A 14,909-nucleotide genomic window follows, 5' to 3' on the forward strand; every position below is an offset into this window, starting at 1 on the left:
ACGGCACCCGTGCAAGAGCAGAGGGTCGGTGATGAACATCGTCGTGAGAAAAGCCAGAGCTGAAGACGTCGAGGCGATCTTCGACATCCGCACCAGTGTCGTTCAAAACCACCTCTCGCGCGAACAACTGTCGGAGATGGGCATCACGCCGGCAACACTGATCGAGATACTGGCGGCCGACGCCGGGGTCTGGATCGCCGAGGTCGACGGCAGCCCCGCCGCATTCTCGTCGATCGACGACGAAGACGGCTCCGTCTTCGCCCTCTTCGTCAACCCTGATTTCGAAGGGCTCGGCCTTGGAAGGCTGCTACTGAAGGAGGCGGAAACCGCCCTCTTCCGCAATCACGAGACGATCTGGCTCGAAACCGACGGACGTGAAGGCATCCGCGCCAACGGCTTCTATCGCAAGCACGGCTGGATCCACGTCGACACGATGGCAAACGGCGACGTCCGATACGAGAAAAGTCGCCCCAAGTAGAGACCGCCCACCGGCCGTTCGCCTTCGTCGGCGGCATCGCTTTGGGTTCGCAGAAGGGCGCTTCCCCGCGCTCCAGCGAGCGACGAAGTTGCGCCTAAAGGCCCCCGAGAAACCGTTCGACACGGCCCCACGTGAGGCTTGCCGCCTCGTCGTCGTAATCCGGCAGCGAAGCGTCCGCATAGAGGTGGCCGACGCCGGGATAGGTGAAGGCTTCAAGCGCAATCGGCGACCGGTCCGCAACCGCGCGCCATGCCGCGACATCCTCCGCCGGCTCGTAAATGTCCGGATCGGCTAGATGCAACTGCACCGGAACGCCGTCGCGGGCATTGTCGGGGATTTCGACGATGCTGTGCAGCAGCAGAACGCCCGATGTTTTCGGCCGCTTCGCCCAGAGGTGTGAGGCGATGGCAGCGCCAAAGGAAAATCCGCCGAGCACTGCCGATGCCGGCTGGCTGGCTACCGCCACTTCCGCGCGTTCGCAGAGTATCCGCCAGCCGATTTCGTCCTTGAGCGCAAAGCCGTCGTCCATCGAACCCGCAACCTGACCTTCATAGAGATCGGGCGTGATCACATCGTGCCCAAGCGCCCGCAAGCGCGCCGCGGCGTCGCGCTCGAGCGCGCGCAGCCCGCAAATGGAATGAAACAGGATAACCGTCGCCATCGATATGCTCCTCGTGCCGGTTGCCGTCGCCGGACCTGAAATACTATGGCGTGCAATTCAAGACAATGCCGGCCGAGTACTAATGGCCCTGCGCGCACCTCCGGAGCCGAAGCGACGGCCCCAAACGAAAAGGGGCGGCCAGAGCCGCCCCGTTCCAATTTCCGATCTTCGCCCGCTCAGGCGTTGAGGCCGCTGCCCCACGGGCCGTGATGGCTGTCGGCACCATCGACGCGGTCGAAGCCATGGGCGCCGAAGAAGTCGCGCTGGGCCTGGATCACGTTGGCGGTGCCGCGGCCGCGGCGGTAGCTGTCGAAGTAGCCGAGGGCCGAGGCCAGTGCCGGCGCCGGCAGGCCGCCAAGGGCGGCCGCCGAAACGACGCGGCGCAGCGCTGCGTCGGTTTCCTTGACCATGGCGGCAAAGGCCGGCGTGACGATCAGGTTGGCGGCATCGGGCGCCTTGGTGAAGGCGGTGGTGATTTCATCCAAGAACTGCGAGCGGATGATGCAGCCGGCGCGCCAGATCTTGGCAATCGTCGGCATCGGCAGCGACCAGTCGAATTCCTTCGACGCGGCGGACATGACGGCAAAGCCTTGCGCATAGGCGCCGATCTTGGCGGCCAGCAGCGCGTTTTCCAGGTCCTTGATGAAGGCAGCCTTGTCGGTGACCTCGAACGCGCCGACATCCGGCAGGCCAAGGATCGTCTCGGCGGCTTCGCGCTCTGCCTTCGCCGACGAGATGCTGCGGGCGGCCACGGCCGCTTCGATTGCGGTTGCCGGCACGCCCATGGTCTGCGCTTCGATCACCGACCACTTGCCGGTGCCCTTCTGGCCGGCCTTGTCGAGGATCAGGTCGACGATCGGCTTGCCGGTCAGCGGGTCTGCCGCCTTCAGCACCTTCTCGGTGATCTCGATCAGATAGGAGTTGAGGCGGCCCTTGTTCCAGGCGCCAAACACCTCGCCGATCTCGCCCGCCGTCATCTTCAGGCCGTCGCGCAGGATGCCGTAGATTTCGGCGATCATCTGCATGTCGGCATATTCGATGCCGTTGTGGATCGTCTTGACGAAGTGACCGGCGCCGTTTTCGCCGAGCCAGGCGACGCACGGGTCGTTGTCGTACTTGGCGGCGATCGAGCTCAGCACCGTCTCGACGCGCTTCCAGGAGTCTTCCGTGCCGCCGACCATGATCGACGGGCCGTGGCGCGCGCCCTCTTCACCGCCGGAAACGCCCATGCCGATGAAGGTCAGGCCCGAATCCTGCAGCGCCTCGAAGCGGCGCATCGTGTCGCGGAAGTTGGCGTTGCCGGCATCGATCATGATGTCGCCCTTGGCGAGGTAGGGCTTGAGGATTTCCATCTGCTGATCGACCGGCTCGCCGGCCTTGATCATGATGATGATCGGCCGCGGCGGGCGGATGGCGGCGACGAACGCTTCGATGGTGTCACAGGGCACGATCTGGCCCTGAAGCTCGCCGGCTTCCGCGTAGAATTTGTGCGTCGCCTCGACGGTGCGGTTGAACACCGCGATCTTGTTGCCTTTTTCAGCGATGTTGAGCGCCAGGTTCGAGCCCATGACACCGAGACCGATAAGGCCGATTTCCGCCTGTGACACGTGATTGCCTCCATTGGACAGGAGAGCCGGACGCGATCGGGATAAACGCGTGGGAGCCGGCCCCTCGAATTGAACTTCGCGCGCTCGCATTGCCCCTCGGGAAAGGGGCGGACGCAAGATGCGACGGCGGAGGCTGTTTTGGCATTCAAATCGATTAACGACAAGCCATTCCTGAGAAAATCACTCCTTTTCGGGCTTACCGTCGCCATCGTCGAGCACGCGCCACGAGGCGCCGTCGAGGTCTTCGTACTGGCCGCTCTTCAGCGCCCAGAGGAAGGCGACAAGACCAAGTCCGCCTAAGAACAATGCAATCGGAATGAGATAGATCAGCGTGTTCATGAGGCACTTCCAATGGCGTCCAGCGCTGTCGGCGCCTGCCGTTCGGCCATTGCCGTGGCGGCCTTGCGGTTGCCGGCACGCAGGCGCAAGGCATTGGCGACGACGATCACCGACGATGTCGACATGGCGACGGCTGCAATCAGCGGCGTCGCGTAGCCCATGATGGCGATCGGAACGGCGATGACGTTGTAGCCAATCGCCAGCGCGAAGTTCTGGCGGATCAGCCGGCCGGCGCGGCGCGAGGTGTCGATCGCCATCGGCACGGCAGAAAGCCCCTGGTGCAGGAAGACGAAGTCGGCGGCCTGCCGGCCGACATCGGCCGCGGTGGCCGGCGCCATCGACACATGGGCGGCACGGAGCGCCGGCGCGTCGTTGATGCCGTCGCCGACCATCAGCACGCGGTGGCCGCCTTCGGCCGCAGCCGCGCATTCGTCAACCTTGCCGCGCGGCGACAGCTCGGAACGCCAGCGGGTAATGCCGAGCCTGCCGGCAAGCGCTGCCACCACCGGCTCGCGGTCGCCTGAGAGAATGCCGGTCGCAAACCCCATGCGGGTCAGGCTCTCGACGCTTTCGTGCGCTAACGGCCGCAGCCGGTCTTCAAAGCGGAAGCAGGCAAGCTCGCGTCCGTCGAGAGACAGGATCGCCTCCGACTGGCCGCTCGCCTCACCGGCATCGCCGCAGGCGAAGGCGCGGCTACCGAGGCGGTAGACGCCGTCTGCCGTCACCGCCTCAATGCCGGCCCCTGGGATTTCGCGGATATCACCGGCGAGCACCGACGCGATCGCAGCCGCATCGTGGATTGCGATCGCCAGCGGGTGGCGTGAATGCACGGCAAGGCCAGCCGCCTTTGCCAGCACATTCGGCTTGATCTCTGCCCCATTGACGAGACGCGGCTCGCCTGATGTCAGCGTGCCCGTCTTGTCGAACAGCACCGTGTCGATCTCGGCCAACCGCTCCATCGCCGAGCCGTCCTTGACCATGACGCCATTCTGGAAGAGCCGTCCGGCAGCAATGACCTGCACGACCGGCACCGCCAGCCCGAGCGCGCAGGGGCAGGTAATGATCAGCACCGCGACGGCCACCAGCATGGCGTGGTGGAAATCGCCATCGACGAACATCCAGCCGACGAAACTGAGGAACGCCAGCAGATGAACCGCAGGCGAATAATACTGCGCCGCGCGATCGGCGATGCGGCGATAGCGCGCCCTGCCCCCTTCGGCGGCCTCCATCAGGCCCATGATTGCGGCCGGCAGCGAGTCACGGGCAGGGGCCGTCGCCTCGATCGTCAGAGGCCCGGTGAGATTGGGCGGGCCCGCCTCGACCGTGTCGCCGACATGCACCGGCGACGGCGCGCTTTCGCCGTTGACGATCGACCGGTCGAGGTCGCTGGAGCCGACAAGAATCCGCCCGTCGACGGAAATGCGTTCGCCGGCCGCGATCGCCAGACGTTCGCCCGGCTTGATCTCGTCGACCGGCCGGTATTCGCGGCTGCCATCCGTATCGACCACCATCGCTCCGCGCGGCGACAGGCGCGCCAGGCTGCTGATCGCCGAACGGGCTCGGCCGCGCATCATGTGGTCGAGCGTGCGGCCGATAAGCAGGAAGAACAGCAGCATTACCGTGCCGTCGAACCAGGCATGGGTGCCGTGAGTGATCGTCTCATAGAGCGAGATGCCATAGGACAGCGTGATCGCCAGCGCGATCGGCACATCCATATTGGTGCGGCCATGCTTCAGCGCATTCCAGGCGGACGCGTAGAAGAACCGGCCGGCATAGATCAGCGTCGGCGCGGCGATCAGCGCCGAAATCCAATGGAAGAGATCGCGTGTCGCCGCGTCGGCACCGGACCAGACCGAGACCGAGAGCAGCATGATGTTGGTCGAGGCAAAACCGGCGACGGCAACGGCGCGCACCAGCTGCTTCAGCAGCGTGTCGCCTTCCTCCTCGCCGGGGGCAAACAGATGCGTCTCGTAGCCGCGCTCGCGGATGGCGCGCGCCAGTTCGCGTGGATCGGTGCGCTGCCCCGCGACGTCTTCCTTCCAGACGATCGACACCCGGCGCGAGGAAAGGTTGATGCGGGCACGCTCCACCTCAGGTCGGGTCTTCAGCGCGGCCTCGATCGTGGTGATGCAGGCGCCGCAATGGATGCCGGGCACGCTGAGGTCGGTCTGGCGAAGGCCGCCGTCGAGCGCGCGGCTGGTCAACCACAGCTCTTCCGAGCTCGGCAGGCCCTGGGCACTTCTCTCGATCTCCAGCACGGTTTCGGCGCCGGCAGCGCAGCAGCTCATGGACGCTCTCCCGGCGCGATGAAGCGGATGGCTTGGCGATAGACGACCTTGTCGCCCGACGTCGCGGTGATGTCGGCGATCCATTGGCCGCGCTTGAGGTCGGTCGCGGCGACGAAGACGCCCTCGCCCTGATGGGCCATCTCGACCCGCACGTCCTCATGCTCCTCGACCGGCCGCTTGAACACGGCAACGACCTTGTCGGCCGAGGTTTCGGCCTTGCCCTGCCGTGTCAGGGTGTAGCGCACCGCGCCTTGCTCCAGGCTCAGCTTGCCGTCGAGACCGCTTGCCGTAAAGGCGCGCGCCTCCTTCACCTTGCCGTTGAACTGCTGACTGGCGACATAGGTGTTCTGAACGACGAGCCCACTCCAGCTGTGGCTGGCGTTCCAGGCCATGATCAGGTTGACGGTGATGATGGTGCCGAAGAACAGCACCATCACGCCGAGCATGTGCCATCCGGTGAAGACGCGTGGTTGCCTGCCCTGGTCAGCGGTCATTTCGCAGCTCCCGGTCCGTTGAAGTTGGCCTTGTAGACGTCGCGCTCATGGCTCGACGGGTCCTCCGCAATCAGGCTGAAGCCGTCTTCCGCCTCGCCGAGTTTCTCCTTCGGCAGCGTCACGAACACCTTCAGCGCCGTCACCTTGTCCGGATCGACGCCGACGGCGAAGCTGCGGCCGTCGCCCGCTGCCTGACCGGCGATGCGCATCATCGCCGACGGCATGCCGTCGATGGTCAGCATGACCGTGCGTTGTTCGGGGATCATGTTCAGGAGCTTGACCATGTAGCCGTTGCGCACCGATCCATCAGATTCGAGTACGAATTGCGGGTTGCGGTCATGCAGCACGTTGAGCTCCAGCCGGTCGCGCGCCAGAAGCGCATAGAGCAGACCGATGCCGACCAGGGTCCAGACGCCGAGATAGACAAGCACGCGCGGGCGGAAGACGATCTTCCAGTTGAAATGCCTGACCTTGTCGACGAACGTGCCGTCGGCATCGCGCACCCGGCCCGGGTCGATCGCCTTCGTGCCGCCATCGGTGGCAAGCGCCATGTTGGAGGCATAGTCGCTGAGTGTCGCATAGGCGATCAGTCCGCGCTCGCGCCCGAGCTTGTCCATGACGTTGTCGCAGGCATCGATGCAGAGCGCGCAGGTAATGCATTCGAGCTGCTGACCGTCACGGATGTCGATGCCCATCGGACAGACGACGACGCAGGCATTGCAATCGACGCAATCGCCAACGGTCTCCCCGGCCGCTGCGGCCTTCTTCTGGTGGCGCGAACGCGGCTCGCCGCGCCAGTCGTTATAGGTGACGACGAGCGAATTCTCGTCGAGCATCGCCGCCTGGATGCGCGGCCACGGGCACATATAGGTGCAGACCTGCTCGCGCATCAGCCCGCCGAAGACATAGGTCGTGGCTGTCAGGATCGCGACGGTCATATAGGCGATCGTCGGAGCCTCGAGCGAAATGAAGGTCTTCAGCAATGCCGGCGCGTCGGCAAAATAGAAGATCCAGGCGCCGCCGGTGGCGATGCCGATCAGGATCCAGATCGAGTGTTTGACGACCCTCTTGCCCACCTTGTTCAGTGTCCACGGCCCGGCATCGAGCTTCATGCGCGCGTTGCGGTCGCCTTCGATGAAGCGTTCGACGACGAGGAAGAGATCGACCCAGACCGTCTGCGGACAGGTATAGCCGCCCCAGGCGCGCCCAACCGCCGATGTCACCAGGAAGAGGCCGAAGCCCGCCATGACCAGAAGCCCGGCCACGAAGAAGAACTCCTGCGGCCAGATCTCGATGAAGAAGAAATAGAACCGGCGGGCGGCGATATCGACGAGCACCGCCTGGTCGGGCGCATGCTCGCCGCGGTCCCAGCGGATCCACGGGGTGAGATAGTAGATGCCGAGCGTCACCAGCATCACCAGCCATTTGAACTGGCGGAAACGCCCCTCGGCGCGCTTCGGGAAGATCTTCTTGCGCTTTTCGTAAAGCGGCTTGCGCACATGCGCCGCGTTGACCGCCTCGGCCTCGTGGCGTTCGACGATGGGGGCGTTTGTGGCGGATTGAGGCTGCATGTGTGGGAAATCCCCGAATGTATCGCGTAGTAGCCGATGTCTTGCCCGATTTGGCCGCGGGAAACGTTGATCTGTGTCAAGTTTTCGCGCTCATGCCGCCGCATGCGTCGAAACGCCCGGGCCTCGTGCCGCGCGAACTGATGGCAATCGCAGTTTCCGGGAATCCAGGGCCCTGCGGAGATACCGCCGCCCCCGTCGCGGCGCCTTCGAGGAACCGTGACAGCGACCAGCCCCTTTGCCATCCTCCTCCGGCCCAGTACCATGAGCAAACTGGCGAACGGCAGTTTTGCCATGGCAGACCGGCCGTCCAGGCGACGAAGGAAAAAACATGCACGGCTCGCTTGAACCTCTGACGCTTGCCAAGCGGCGCGGCATCTATCGTGAGCGGCCGGCTCCTGCGTCGCTTGCGGCCCATGTGGAGTGCCTTTGGAGCCATGTCATGCCCGAAGGGCAAGCATCGCGCATGGCCGTGGTCCCCGATGGCTGCGTCGACATCATCTGGTCGCACAGTGGACTTGCAGTTGCCGGGCCGGACCGAGTGGCCGCCTTCCCCGTGATCGGCTCCGGCGAAACCCTGATAGGGCTGAGATTTCGACCCGGCATCGCCGCCTGCTGGCTACGCACGCCGCTTTCACAAATAACCGGCACGATCGTCCCTCTCGACGACCTATGGGGGCGAGACGCTCGAGACCTCGACGCAAGGATGACCGAGGCTGCGGACGCACAAGCACGCAGTGCCATCCTCGCCGAAGCGGTGAAACGCCGGATCCCGATGGTAGCAGCCCCGCCCTGCGAGGTCTCCGCGTGCCTCGATCTGCTCCGACACGGCCGCTCAGCGTCGGACAGCCCAATCCGCTCGCTCGCTCAGACCACCGGCACAAGCGAGCGAACGCTTCGCCGCCGTTGCCACGAGCACTTCGGCTATGGCGCCAAGACGCTGGATCGCGTCCTTCGCCTGCAGCGTTTCCTCGCGGCCTGCCATGCGCAGGCCGGGGCAAGCCTGACGGCGCTGGCGCTCGAGTGCGGATACGCAGATCAGGCGCATCTCACGCGTGAGACGAAGGAGCTGACGTCGCTCTCGCCGCAGGACATAAGGCTGCAACTCGCCGGTTACTGCATAGCTCCTTAAATCGGCGTCGATTTATGGACAACACAGAATGCTTCAGCAGCGCTTAGCGGCCGCGACCTAGCCTCCTCCGGTGACCTCGCCTTTGTGGGCGGCGAAGGCCGCCAGGACTTCGGCCTTCTCCGGTTCGGGGATCTTGAAGAAGTCCAGAGTCCGTCCGAGTTCCGCTGCGACCTCATCAAATTCGGCGGGGGAGATGCGCAGGCCCCGGTGGGCCTCCTCAAGGCCGAGCAGAGTCGCGCCGGGCTTGGTGGCCGTGTACTGGAAGGGCCCACCCGAAACGTTGCAGACCCACAGCGTTCGCATGAACTTGAGGCCGGGCAGCCTTCCCAGGTCTTTGGTATGCCATTCCCGCAACTGCGGGTTCTCGGACTTCTGGCCGACGATAGGGTTCTCCACGACGGCGTCGCTGAAGTGATCCACCACCGCCGCGATGGCGAAGACACCGCCCAGCCGCTCGTACAGGCTTTTCTCAGGGTTGGTTTGGTTGGCCTGCGCGCCAGCCGCCCTCGCCAATACAGCCACCGACGCGGCGGTCAGCGTCAGCCCTGCAACCACACTTCGTCTTGTAATAGAACGCGAAACAGCCTGTGCCATGGTCGCCTCCTTGGTGGTGGGTGTGGCCCAGGTGGCCACCTCTCCAGCGATGGAGTAGCGTAGGTCCGCTTGGAGCATACCGTCAAATCAAGATTGCCTGTTTTGTTGGCCGTTTCGTTCAAGACGCTACCCGCCTTTCGGTGCTATTTTTTTGATCGCATCGGCAAACACGCACGGCGAAACGCATGGCGGCACTGGCAGCGAAAATCATCCACATCTCAATCGAGCGCGACTGGAACGACGTCTATGCCTTCATGGCCAAGCCGGAAAACATGCCGCTCTGGGCATCCGGCCTGTCGTCCGGCCTGACACAGGATGGCGACGAATGGGTCGCCCCCGGTCCCCTCGGTAATGCTCGTGTGCGCTTCGCCCCTCCAAACGCCTTCGGCGTCGTCGACCATCTGGTGACGCTGGAAAACGGCGTGAAGGTGCACAACGCCTTGCGTGTCGTGCCGAACGGCAATGGCGCCGAGGTGATGTTCACCCTCCTGCGGCAACCCGATATGAGCGACGAGCAATTCGCCGGCGATGCCGAATGGGTGGCAAAGGATCTCGCCGGGCTGAAATCAATCTTGGAATCTGAAAGCGACTGGACACATCATGGGTAACAAGGGCAACGATCGCCGCATCGACTATGTCGAGTTCAACGTCTCCGACATCGCCGCCAGCAAGGCGTTCTACGGCGGTGCCTTCGGCTGGACCTTCACGGATTACGGTCCGGAATATTGTGAGTTCCAGGACGGCAGATTGACCGGCGGCTTCACCACGACCGGCCCGGTCAGAGCCGGAGGGCCGTTGATCATCATCTATGCCGACAATCTGGAAGAGGCCGTGACGAAGGTCGAGGCCGCCGGCGGCAGGATCCTGCAACCGATCTTCACCTTCCCCGGCGGCCGGCGCTTTCACTTCGCCGACCCCGATGGTTACGAGCTGGCTGTCTGGTCGGCGCAATAGCCATCCGCGCGCCGGCTCCCGCCACCTGTGGACAGCCGGCGCCTGCGCCCGCAGATTTTACGCCGGTTTAATCTTTGCAGCCCAAGATTGCGCGCGAACTGAGATCGCGGCAACGGGCGCTTGGCAATGCTGGACGAACACGAGCTTCCGCGCAATTCCGTCATCATCGGCGCCCACCCCGACGACGAACTGCTGTGGTTCACCTCGATCCTGAAAAAGGTCGATGAGGTCATCATCCTCTATCGCGACATCTGGTCGGAGCCGCAGATGGGCGACGCACGCGTTGCCGCGATCAAGGCCTATCCGCGCGGCAATGTGCGCTTTCTCGAAATGGAAGAGACCGGCTCCTTCGACTGCGCCGACTGGACAAGCCCGAAGCCGGGCCCCTACGGCATGGAATTCGGAACCGAGGGGACGCGCCGCGAGCCAAGCGTGTCGTCAAGAAATCGCTGTCGCAGCTGATGCCCGGCAGCTTCCGCCACTCCACGCGGCCGATCGCCCAGGCCTATCGCGAAAACTACGAAACGCTCTACCGCAGACTGCAGCCGCTACTGAAGCCCGACATGAATGTCTTCACCCACAATCCGTGGGGCGAGTATGGCCACGAGGACCATGTGCAGGTGTTTCGCGTGCTCGACCGGCTTCGCGACGAAATCGGTTTTAAGCTCTGGATGTCGAACTATTGCACCGAACGCTCGATGCCGCTGGCGATGCAGTATTTCAACCGCAAACCGATCGACTACATCCGCCTACCGGCCGACAAGGCCTTTGCCGAGGAGGTCGCGGCCGTCTATCGCGACAAGGGCTGCTGGACCTGGCGCGACGACTGGATCTGGTTCGACGACGAATGCTTCATGGAAGCGCCGCGCAGCAAGCCCGAAGGCGGCGGCTTTCACCTTTTGCCGATGAACCTGTTCAATTTCGGTAGCGTCGTGCGCCGGCCGGTCAACGCGCCGCTGCTGCTCGGTGCGGCACTTTCGAGCGTCATGGTCGGCGCCACCATCGCCGCGGCGCTGGAATGACAAAGGCCGCGTCTTCTCAGATTGACGGCCTGCGCCATCGCGCTTGACGATTTGCCCCCTCACTGTCCTGCCGGACATCTCTCCCCGCAGGCGGGGAGAGAGACGCTGGGCGCAACATCATCGTCACACATCAACGCTTATGGTTGGCGCGGCCGCCGGAGCTTGCGGCCTTCTCCCCGCATGCGGGGAGAAGGTGCCGGCAGGCGGATGAGGGGCAGCCCTCCGCGGACCGCCACTCTTAAGCGTTACTCGCCACCACCCAGCGAATGCACGAACACGGCCAGCTGCTTGACGGTGGTGTCGCCGAGGCGCGGCAGCCAGGCCGGCATGACGCCGTGCTTGGGGGCCTTCATTTGCGCGACGATTGCCTGCTCGCTGTCGCCGTTGAGCCAGAGTGCGTCTGCCAGATCAGGCGCACCGAACTCGCGGTTGCCCTTGGCATCGGCTCCGTGGCACGAGGCGCAATTGGCTTCGAACAACGCCTTGCCCGGTTCGACCAGAGCCGCATCCGAAGGCGTGCCGGTCAGGCTGACGACGTAAGCCGCCGTCTGCTTGATCTCTTCCGGCTGCAGGATCTCGGCAAAGGACGGCATTTCGGAGACGCGCGTGTCATCGTCGCCGGTGTAACGGATGCCGTGGGCCACCGTCTGATAGATCTCCTCGGGCTTGCCGCCCCAGAGCCGGTCGTCGTCGTTGAGGTGGGGGAAGCCGGCCGACCCGGCGGCCCCCGAGCCGGGGCCCGGGGCGCAGTTGCCCTTGAAGGCCGAGGCGCCCGCCGCGACCGCGAACTGATGCAGCTGCGGATCGGCGATGATCTGGTCGAGCGAGCTCGCGGCGATCTTTTCCAGATTGCCGGCCTGTGCCGTCTTGGCATCGGCAAGCTCTGCGCTCAGTTCCGCACGGCTGGAGTAGCCGATCACGCCTTTGGTCGCATCCGTCAACAGCGGCACGGCGGGATAGACGACCATGTAGCCGATCGACCAGATGATGGTGGCGTAGAAGGTATAGACCCACCAGCGCGGCATCGGGTTGTTAAGCTCGCGGATCCCGTCCCATTCGTGACCGGTGGTTTCGACGCCGCTGATCTCGTCGACGTGTTTGTCCGCCATTATTAGTCCTCCTTCAGGGGGATGGCTGCGGCCCGATCGGCGGCCTTCTTGGCGCCGGGCCGGAAGATGAAGGCGACGACGCCCAGGAAGAAAATCACCATGCCGAGCAGCGCCCAGCTGTCGGCGAACTGGCGCATGGCCGTGTAGGTTTCCATGTCCGTGCCCTCCCTTAGCGATAGCCTGTGGTGTCATCATAGGTGGAGAAGTCGACCAGCGTGCCGAGCATCTGGAGATAGGCGACGAGCGCATCCATCTCCGTCAGCTTCTGCGGATCGCCGTCGAAATCGCCGAGCTTGGCCTTCGGGTAGCGCGCCTCGACGCCGGACGTATCCGCATTCGGATCGGCCTGCGCCTTGATGTCGGCGGCGGCGTTCTCGATCATCTCGTCGGTATAGGGCACACCGACCGCGCTGTTGGCCTTCAGTGCCGCGGCGACGTTTCTGACGTCGAGCGGGGTATCCTTGAGGAAGCCGTAGCTCGGCATCACCGATTCCGGCACCACCGAGCGCGGCTCGATCATGTGCTGCACGTGCCACTCGTTGGAGTAGCGGTCGCCGACGCGGGCGAGATCCGGCCCGGTGCGCTTCGAGCCCCACTGGAACGGATGGTCGTACATGGATTCCGCCGCCAGCGAATAGTGACCGTAGCGCTCCACCTCGTCGCGGAACGGCCGGATCATCTGGCTGTGACAGACGTAGCAGCCTTCCCGCACGTAGATGTCGCGGCCGGCCAGTTCCAGCGGCGAATAGGGCCGCATGCCTTCGACCTTCTCGATGGTGTTTTCGAGATAGAACAGCGGCGCGATTTCAACGATGCCGCCGATCGAGACGACGAGAAGCGAGCCGACGAGCAGCAGCGTTGCGTTGCGTTCCAGGGTGGCGTGTTTGTCGAGAATGGACATGGTCTATGCCCTCCTATTCCGCAGCCTTGAGCGCGGGCGTCGCACCGAAGATCGGAGCTTCGTCACGCACGCGGCCGAGGATGGTCATTGTTACGTTGAAGGCCATGAGCAGAGCGCCAGCGAGGAACAGGGCACCGCCCAGCGCACGCAGCACGTAGTAGGGCAGCATGGCCGCGACCGATTCCGCGAAGGAATAGACGAGGAAACCCTGGTCGTCGTATTCGCGCCACATCAGGCCCTGCTGGATACCGGCCACCCACATGACGGCGGCGTAGACGACGATGCCGAGCGTGGCGAGCCAGAAGTGCCAGTTGACCATGCGCACGCTATAGAGCCGCTCGCGGTTCCACAGTTTCGGCGTGAGATAGTAGATGGCGCCGAAGGTGATCAGGCCGTTCCAGCCGAGCGCGCCCGAATGCACATGGCCGATGGTCCAGTCGGTATAGTGGCTGAGCGAGTTGACCGTCTTGATCGACATCATCGGACCTTCGAAGGTCGCCATGCCGTAGAAGGCAACGGCCATGACCATCATGCGGATGATCGGGTCGGTGCGGATCTTGTCCCAGGCGCCCGAAAGCGTCATCAGGCCGTTGATCATGCCGCCCCAGGACGGCATCCACAGCATGATGGAGAAGACCATGCCGAGCGTCTGCGCCCAGTCCGGCAGCGCCGTATAGTGCAGATGGTGCGGACCGGCCCAGATATACATGAAGATCAACGACCAGAAGTGGATGATCGACAGGCGGTAGGAATAGACCGGGCGGTTGGCCTGCTTCGGGATGAAATAATACATCATCCCGAGGAAGCCGGCCGTCAGGAAAAATCCGACGGCGTTATGGCCGTACCACCATTGCGTCAGCGCGTCCTGCACGCCGGCGAAGGCCGAGTAGCTCTTGGAACCCAGGAACGACACCGGGACCGCCAGGTTGTTGACGATGTGCAGCATCGCGATGGTGACGATGAAGGCCAGATAGAACCAGTTCGCCACGTAGATATGCGGTTCCTTGCGCACCAGCAGCGTGCCGAGGAACACCGCGAGATAGGCGACCCAGACGATCGTCAACCACAGATCGACATACCATTCCGGCTCCGCATATTCCTTCGACTGGGTAATGCCGAGAAGGTAGCCGGTGGCGGCCATGACGATGAAGAACTGGTAGCCCCAGAACACGAACCAGGCAAGATTGCCGCCGAACAGGCGGGCACGGCTGGTGCGCTGGACGATGTAGAACGAGGTCGCGATCAGCGCGTTGCCACCGAAGGCGAAGATCACCGCCGAGGTGTGCAGCGGCCGCATGCGGCCGAAGTTGAACCACGGCTCGATGTTGAGGTCCGGAAAGGCCAGTTGGAGCGCAACCACGACGCCCACGAGGAAGCCGACAACGCCCCAGAAGACCGTGGCGATGACGCCATACTTCACCACGTCGTCGGAATATTCCGACTGCGGTGCGGCCGTCCTGCCTGATGATGCGGGGCTGAAATCGAGGCGCCGCATCAAAACGACGGTGCCGCCGAGCAGCACGAAGAACAGCACCCACATATGGGCTTCGAACTGCCGGTCCTGTGCAAATCCGGCGCCAAGAAGCGCGAGAAATGCACCGACCCCGAGCAGGATCGTCTCGAAAGTGTATTTCATGGTTGGGTCCCCAACTTTGTCCTGATGCAGACGAATGCACGCACCTAAAGGCGGCATGCCACCGCAGCTTTGCCGTAAGTGTCAGAATCGGGAGGGCTGCACCTTGATTCAGATCAAGGCAGACCG

The 14,909-nt window shown here is 63.9% G+C and carries 17 protein-coding genes; 6 read left to right on the forward strand and 11 right to left on the reverse strand.

Going from position 1 to position 14,909, the window contains the following annotated elements; translation table 11 throughout:
* Positions 1-31: 31 nt before the first annotated feature.
* Positions 32-478, forward strand: a complete 447-nt coding sequence (locus AC244_RS26320) for a GNAT family N-acetyltransferase (RefSeq protein ID WP_053251781.1) — start codon at positions 32-34, stop codon at positions 476-478.
* Between the two features lie 94 nt (positions 479-572).
* On the opposite strand, the gene AC244_RS26325 is transcribed toward AC244_RS26320, so the two are convergent.
* From AC244_RS26325 to ccoG, 6 genes are all read right to left on the reverse strand, one after another.
* Positions 573-1,139: a dienelactone hydrolase family protein gene (locus tag AC244_RS26325; protein WP_053251782.1), complete on the reverse strand. Its 567-nt coding sequence runs from the start codon at positions 1,137-1,139 to the stop codon at positions 573-575.
* 176 nt (positions 1,140-1,315) lie between these two features.
* Positions 1,316-2,746, reverse strand: a complete 1,431-nt coding sequence (gndA, locus tag AC244_RS26330) for an NADP-dependent phosphogluconate dehydrogenase (protein ID WP_053251783.1) — start codon at positions 2,744-2,746, stop codon at positions 1,316-1,318.
* Positions 2,747-2,926: 180 nt separating this feature from the next.
* A complete protein-coding gene (ccoS, locus tag AC244_RS26335) occupies positions 2,927-3,085 on the reverse strand; it encodes a cbb3-type cytochrome oxidase assembly protein CcoS (protein ID WP_025427340.1) in 159 nt (52 codons plus the stop codon).
* Positions 3,082-5,373 carry a cation-translocating P-type ATPase gene (locus tag AC244_RS26340; RefSeq protein ID WP_053251784.1) on the reverse strand — a complete coding sequence of 764 codons (2,292 nt, stop codon included), beginning with the start codon at positions 5,371-5,373 and terminating at the stop codon, positions 3,082-3,084. Before AC244_RS26340 ends, ccoS begins: the two co-directional genes overlap by 4 nt.
* A complete protein-coding gene (locus tag AC244_RS26345; RefSeq protein ID WP_053251785.1) occupies positions 5,370-5,867 on the reverse strand; it encodes a FixH family protein in 498 nt (165 codons plus the stop codon). Before AC244_RS26345 ends, AC244_RS26340 begins: the two co-directional genes overlap by 4 nt.
* On the reverse strand, positions 5,864-7,438 hold the full coding sequence (gene ccoG, locus AC244_RS26350) for a cytochrome c oxidase accessory protein CcoG (RefSeq protein WP_053251786.1): 1,575 nt from the start codon (positions 7,436-7,438) through the stop codon (positions 5,864-5,866). The genes AC244_RS26345 and ccoG overlap by 4 nt, the downstream gene beginning before the upstream one ends.
* Before the next feature lie 328 nt (positions 7,439-7,766).
* Here ccoG and AC244_RS26355 point away from each other — a divergent pair, with 328 nt between their 5' ends.
* Complete coding sequence (locus AC244_RS26355; RefSeq protein ID WP_063934151.1) at positions 7,767-8,567, forward strand: helix-turn-helix domain-containing protein; 801 nt, start codon at positions 7,767-7,769, stop codon at positions 8,565-8,567.
* Between the two features lie 57 nt (positions 8,568-8,624).
* Here the strand turns inward: AC244_RS26355 and AC244_RS26360 are convergent, their stop codons facing one another.
* Positions 8,625-9,161, reverse strand: a complete 537-nt coding sequence (locus AC244_RS26360; RefSeq protein WP_053251817.1) for a group I truncated hemoglobin — start codon at positions 9,159-9,161, stop codon at positions 8,625-8,627.
* A gap of 185 nt (positions 9,162-9,346) precedes the next feature.
* Here AC244_RS26360 and AC244_RS26365 point away from each other — a divergent pair, with 185 nt between their 5' ends.
* The 4 genes from AC244_RS26365 (at position 9,347) to AC244_RS26380 (ending at position 11,137) form a co-directional block, all read left to right on the forward strand.
* A complete protein-coding gene (locus tag AC244_RS26365; RefSeq protein ID WP_053251787.1) occupies positions 9,347-9,769 on the forward strand; it encodes a polyketide cyclase in 423 nt (140 codons plus the stop codon).
* Positions 9,762-10,115, forward strand: coding sequence for a VOC family protein (locus AC244_RS26370; RefSeq protein WP_053251788.1), 354 nt, complete (start codon positions 9,762-9,764; stop codon positions 10,113-10,115). Before AC244_RS26365 ends, AC244_RS26370 begins: the two co-directional genes overlap by 8 nt.
* A gap of 126 nt (positions 10,116-10,241) precedes the next feature.
* A complete protein-coding gene (locus tag AC244_RS26375) occupies positions 10,242-10,577 on the forward strand; it encodes a hypothetical protein (protein ID WP_053251789.1) in 336 nt (111 codons plus the stop codon).
* Positions 10,577-11,137 (forward strand): hypothetical protein, encoded by a 561-nt coding sequence (locus tag AC244_RS26380; RefSeq protein WP_053251790.1) that lies wholly within the window; start codon positions 10,577-10,579, stop codon positions 11,135-11,137. The genes AC244_RS26375 and AC244_RS26380 overlap by 1 nt, the downstream gene beginning before the upstream one ends.
* A 245-nt stretch (positions 11,138-11,382) precedes the next feature.
* Here AC244_RS26380 and ccoP read toward each other — a convergent pair whose 3' ends face one another.
* From ccoP to ccoN, 4 genes are read right to left on the reverse strand one after another with little or no spacing between them, the layout of a single operon-like run.
* Entirely contained in the window at positions 11,383-12,246 is an 864-nt protein-coding gene (ccoP, locus tag AC244_RS26385; protein ID WP_053251791.1) for a cytochrome-c oxidase, cbb3-type subunit III, read from the reverse strand.
* Between the two features lie 2 nt (positions 12,247-12,248).
* Positions 12,249-12,401: a CcoQ/FixQ family Cbb3-type cytochrome c oxidase assembly chaperone gene (locus AC244_RS26390; protein ID WP_053251792.1), complete on the reverse strand. Its 153-nt coding sequence runs from the start codon at positions 12,399-12,401 to the stop codon at positions 12,249-12,251.
* Between the two features lie 14 nt (positions 12,402-12,415).
* The gene (ccoO, locus tag AC244_RS26395; protein WP_053251793.1) at positions 12,416-13,147 is read right to left on the reverse strand and encodes a cytochrome-c oxidase, cbb3-type subunit II; all 732 of its coding nucleotides are present in this window, start codon (positions 13,145-13,147) and stop codon (positions 12,416-12,418) included.
* 13 nt (positions 13,148-13,160) lie between these two features.
* On the reverse strand, positions 13,161-14,783 hold the full coding sequence (gene ccoN, locus AC244_RS26400) for a cytochrome-c oxidase, cbb3-type subunit I (RefSeq protein ID WP_053251794.1): 1,623 nt from the start codon (positions 14,781-14,783) through the stop codon (positions 13,161-13,163).
* Between the last annotated feature and the right edge of the window lie 126 nt (positions 14,784-14,909).

The sequence above is a fragment of the Ensifer adhaerens genome (assembly GCF_001270265.1).
In the GTDB taxonomy this organism is placed as follows: Bacteria; Pseudomonadota; Alphaproteobacteria; order Rhizobiales; family Rhizobiaceae; genus Ensifer; species Ensifer adhaerens_B.

Coding starts and splice junctions, on each gene's coding strand:
- AC244_RS26320 (WP_053251781.1), top strand. CDS start 32: ATGAACATCGTCGTGAGAAAAGCCAGAGCTGAAGACGTCGAGGCGATC.
- AC244_RS26325 (WP_053251782.1), bottom strand. CDS start 1,139: ATGGCGACGGTTATCCTGTTTCATTCCATTTGCGGGCTGCGCGCGCTC.
- ccoS (WP_025427340.1), bottom strand. CDS start 3,085: ATGAACACGCTGATCTATCTCATTCCGATTGCATTGTTCTTAGGCGGA.
- AC244_RS26340 (WP_053251784.1), bottom strand. CDS start 5,373: ATGAGCTGCTGCGCTGCCGGCGCCGAAACCGTGCTGGAGATCGAGAGA.
- AC244_RS26345 (WP_053251785.1), bottom strand. CDS start 5,867: ATGACCGCTGACCAGGGCAGGCAACCACGCGTCTTCACCGGATGGCAC.
- ccoG (WP_053251786.1), bottom strand. CDS start 7,438: ATGCAGCCTCAATCCGCCACAAACGCCCCCATCGTCGAACGCCACGAG.
- AC244_RS26355 (WP_063934151.1), top strand. CDS start 7,767: ATGCACGGCTCGCTTGAACCTCTGACGCTTGCCAAGCGGCGCGGCATC.
- AC244_RS26360 (WP_053251817.1), bottom strand. CDS start 9,161: ATGGCACAGGCTGTTTCGCGTTCTATTACAAGACGAAGTGTGGTTGCA.
- AC244_RS26365 (WP_053251787.1), top strand. CDS start 9,347: ATGGCGGCACTGGCAGCGAAAATCATCCACATCTCAATCGAGCGCGAC.
- AC244_RS26370 (WP_053251788.1), top strand. CDS start 9,762: ATGGGTAACAAGGGCAACGATCGCCGCATCGACTATGTCGAGTTCAAC.
- AC244_RS26375 (WP_053251789.1), top strand. CDS start 10,242: ATGCTGGACGAACACGAGCTTCCGCGCAATTCCGTCATCATCGGCGCC.
- AC244_RS26380 (WP_053251790.1), top strand. CDS start 10,577: ATGCCCGGCAGCTTCCGCCACTCCACGCGGCCGATCGCCCAGGCCTAT.
- ccoP (WP_053251791.1), bottom strand. CDS start 12,246: ATGGCGGACAAACACGTCGACGAGATCAGCGGCGTCGAAACCACCGGT.
- AC244_RS26390 (WP_053251792.1), bottom strand. CDS start 12,401: ATGGAAACCTACACGGCCATGCGCCAGTTCGCCGACAGCTGGGCGCTG.
- ccoO (WP_053251793.1), bottom strand. CDS start 13,147: ATGTCCATTCTCGACAAACACGCCACCCTGGAACGCAACGCAACGCTG.
- ccoN (WP_053251794.1), bottom strand. CDS start 14,783: ATGAAATACACTTTCGAGACGATCCTGCTCGGGGTCGGTGCATTTCTC.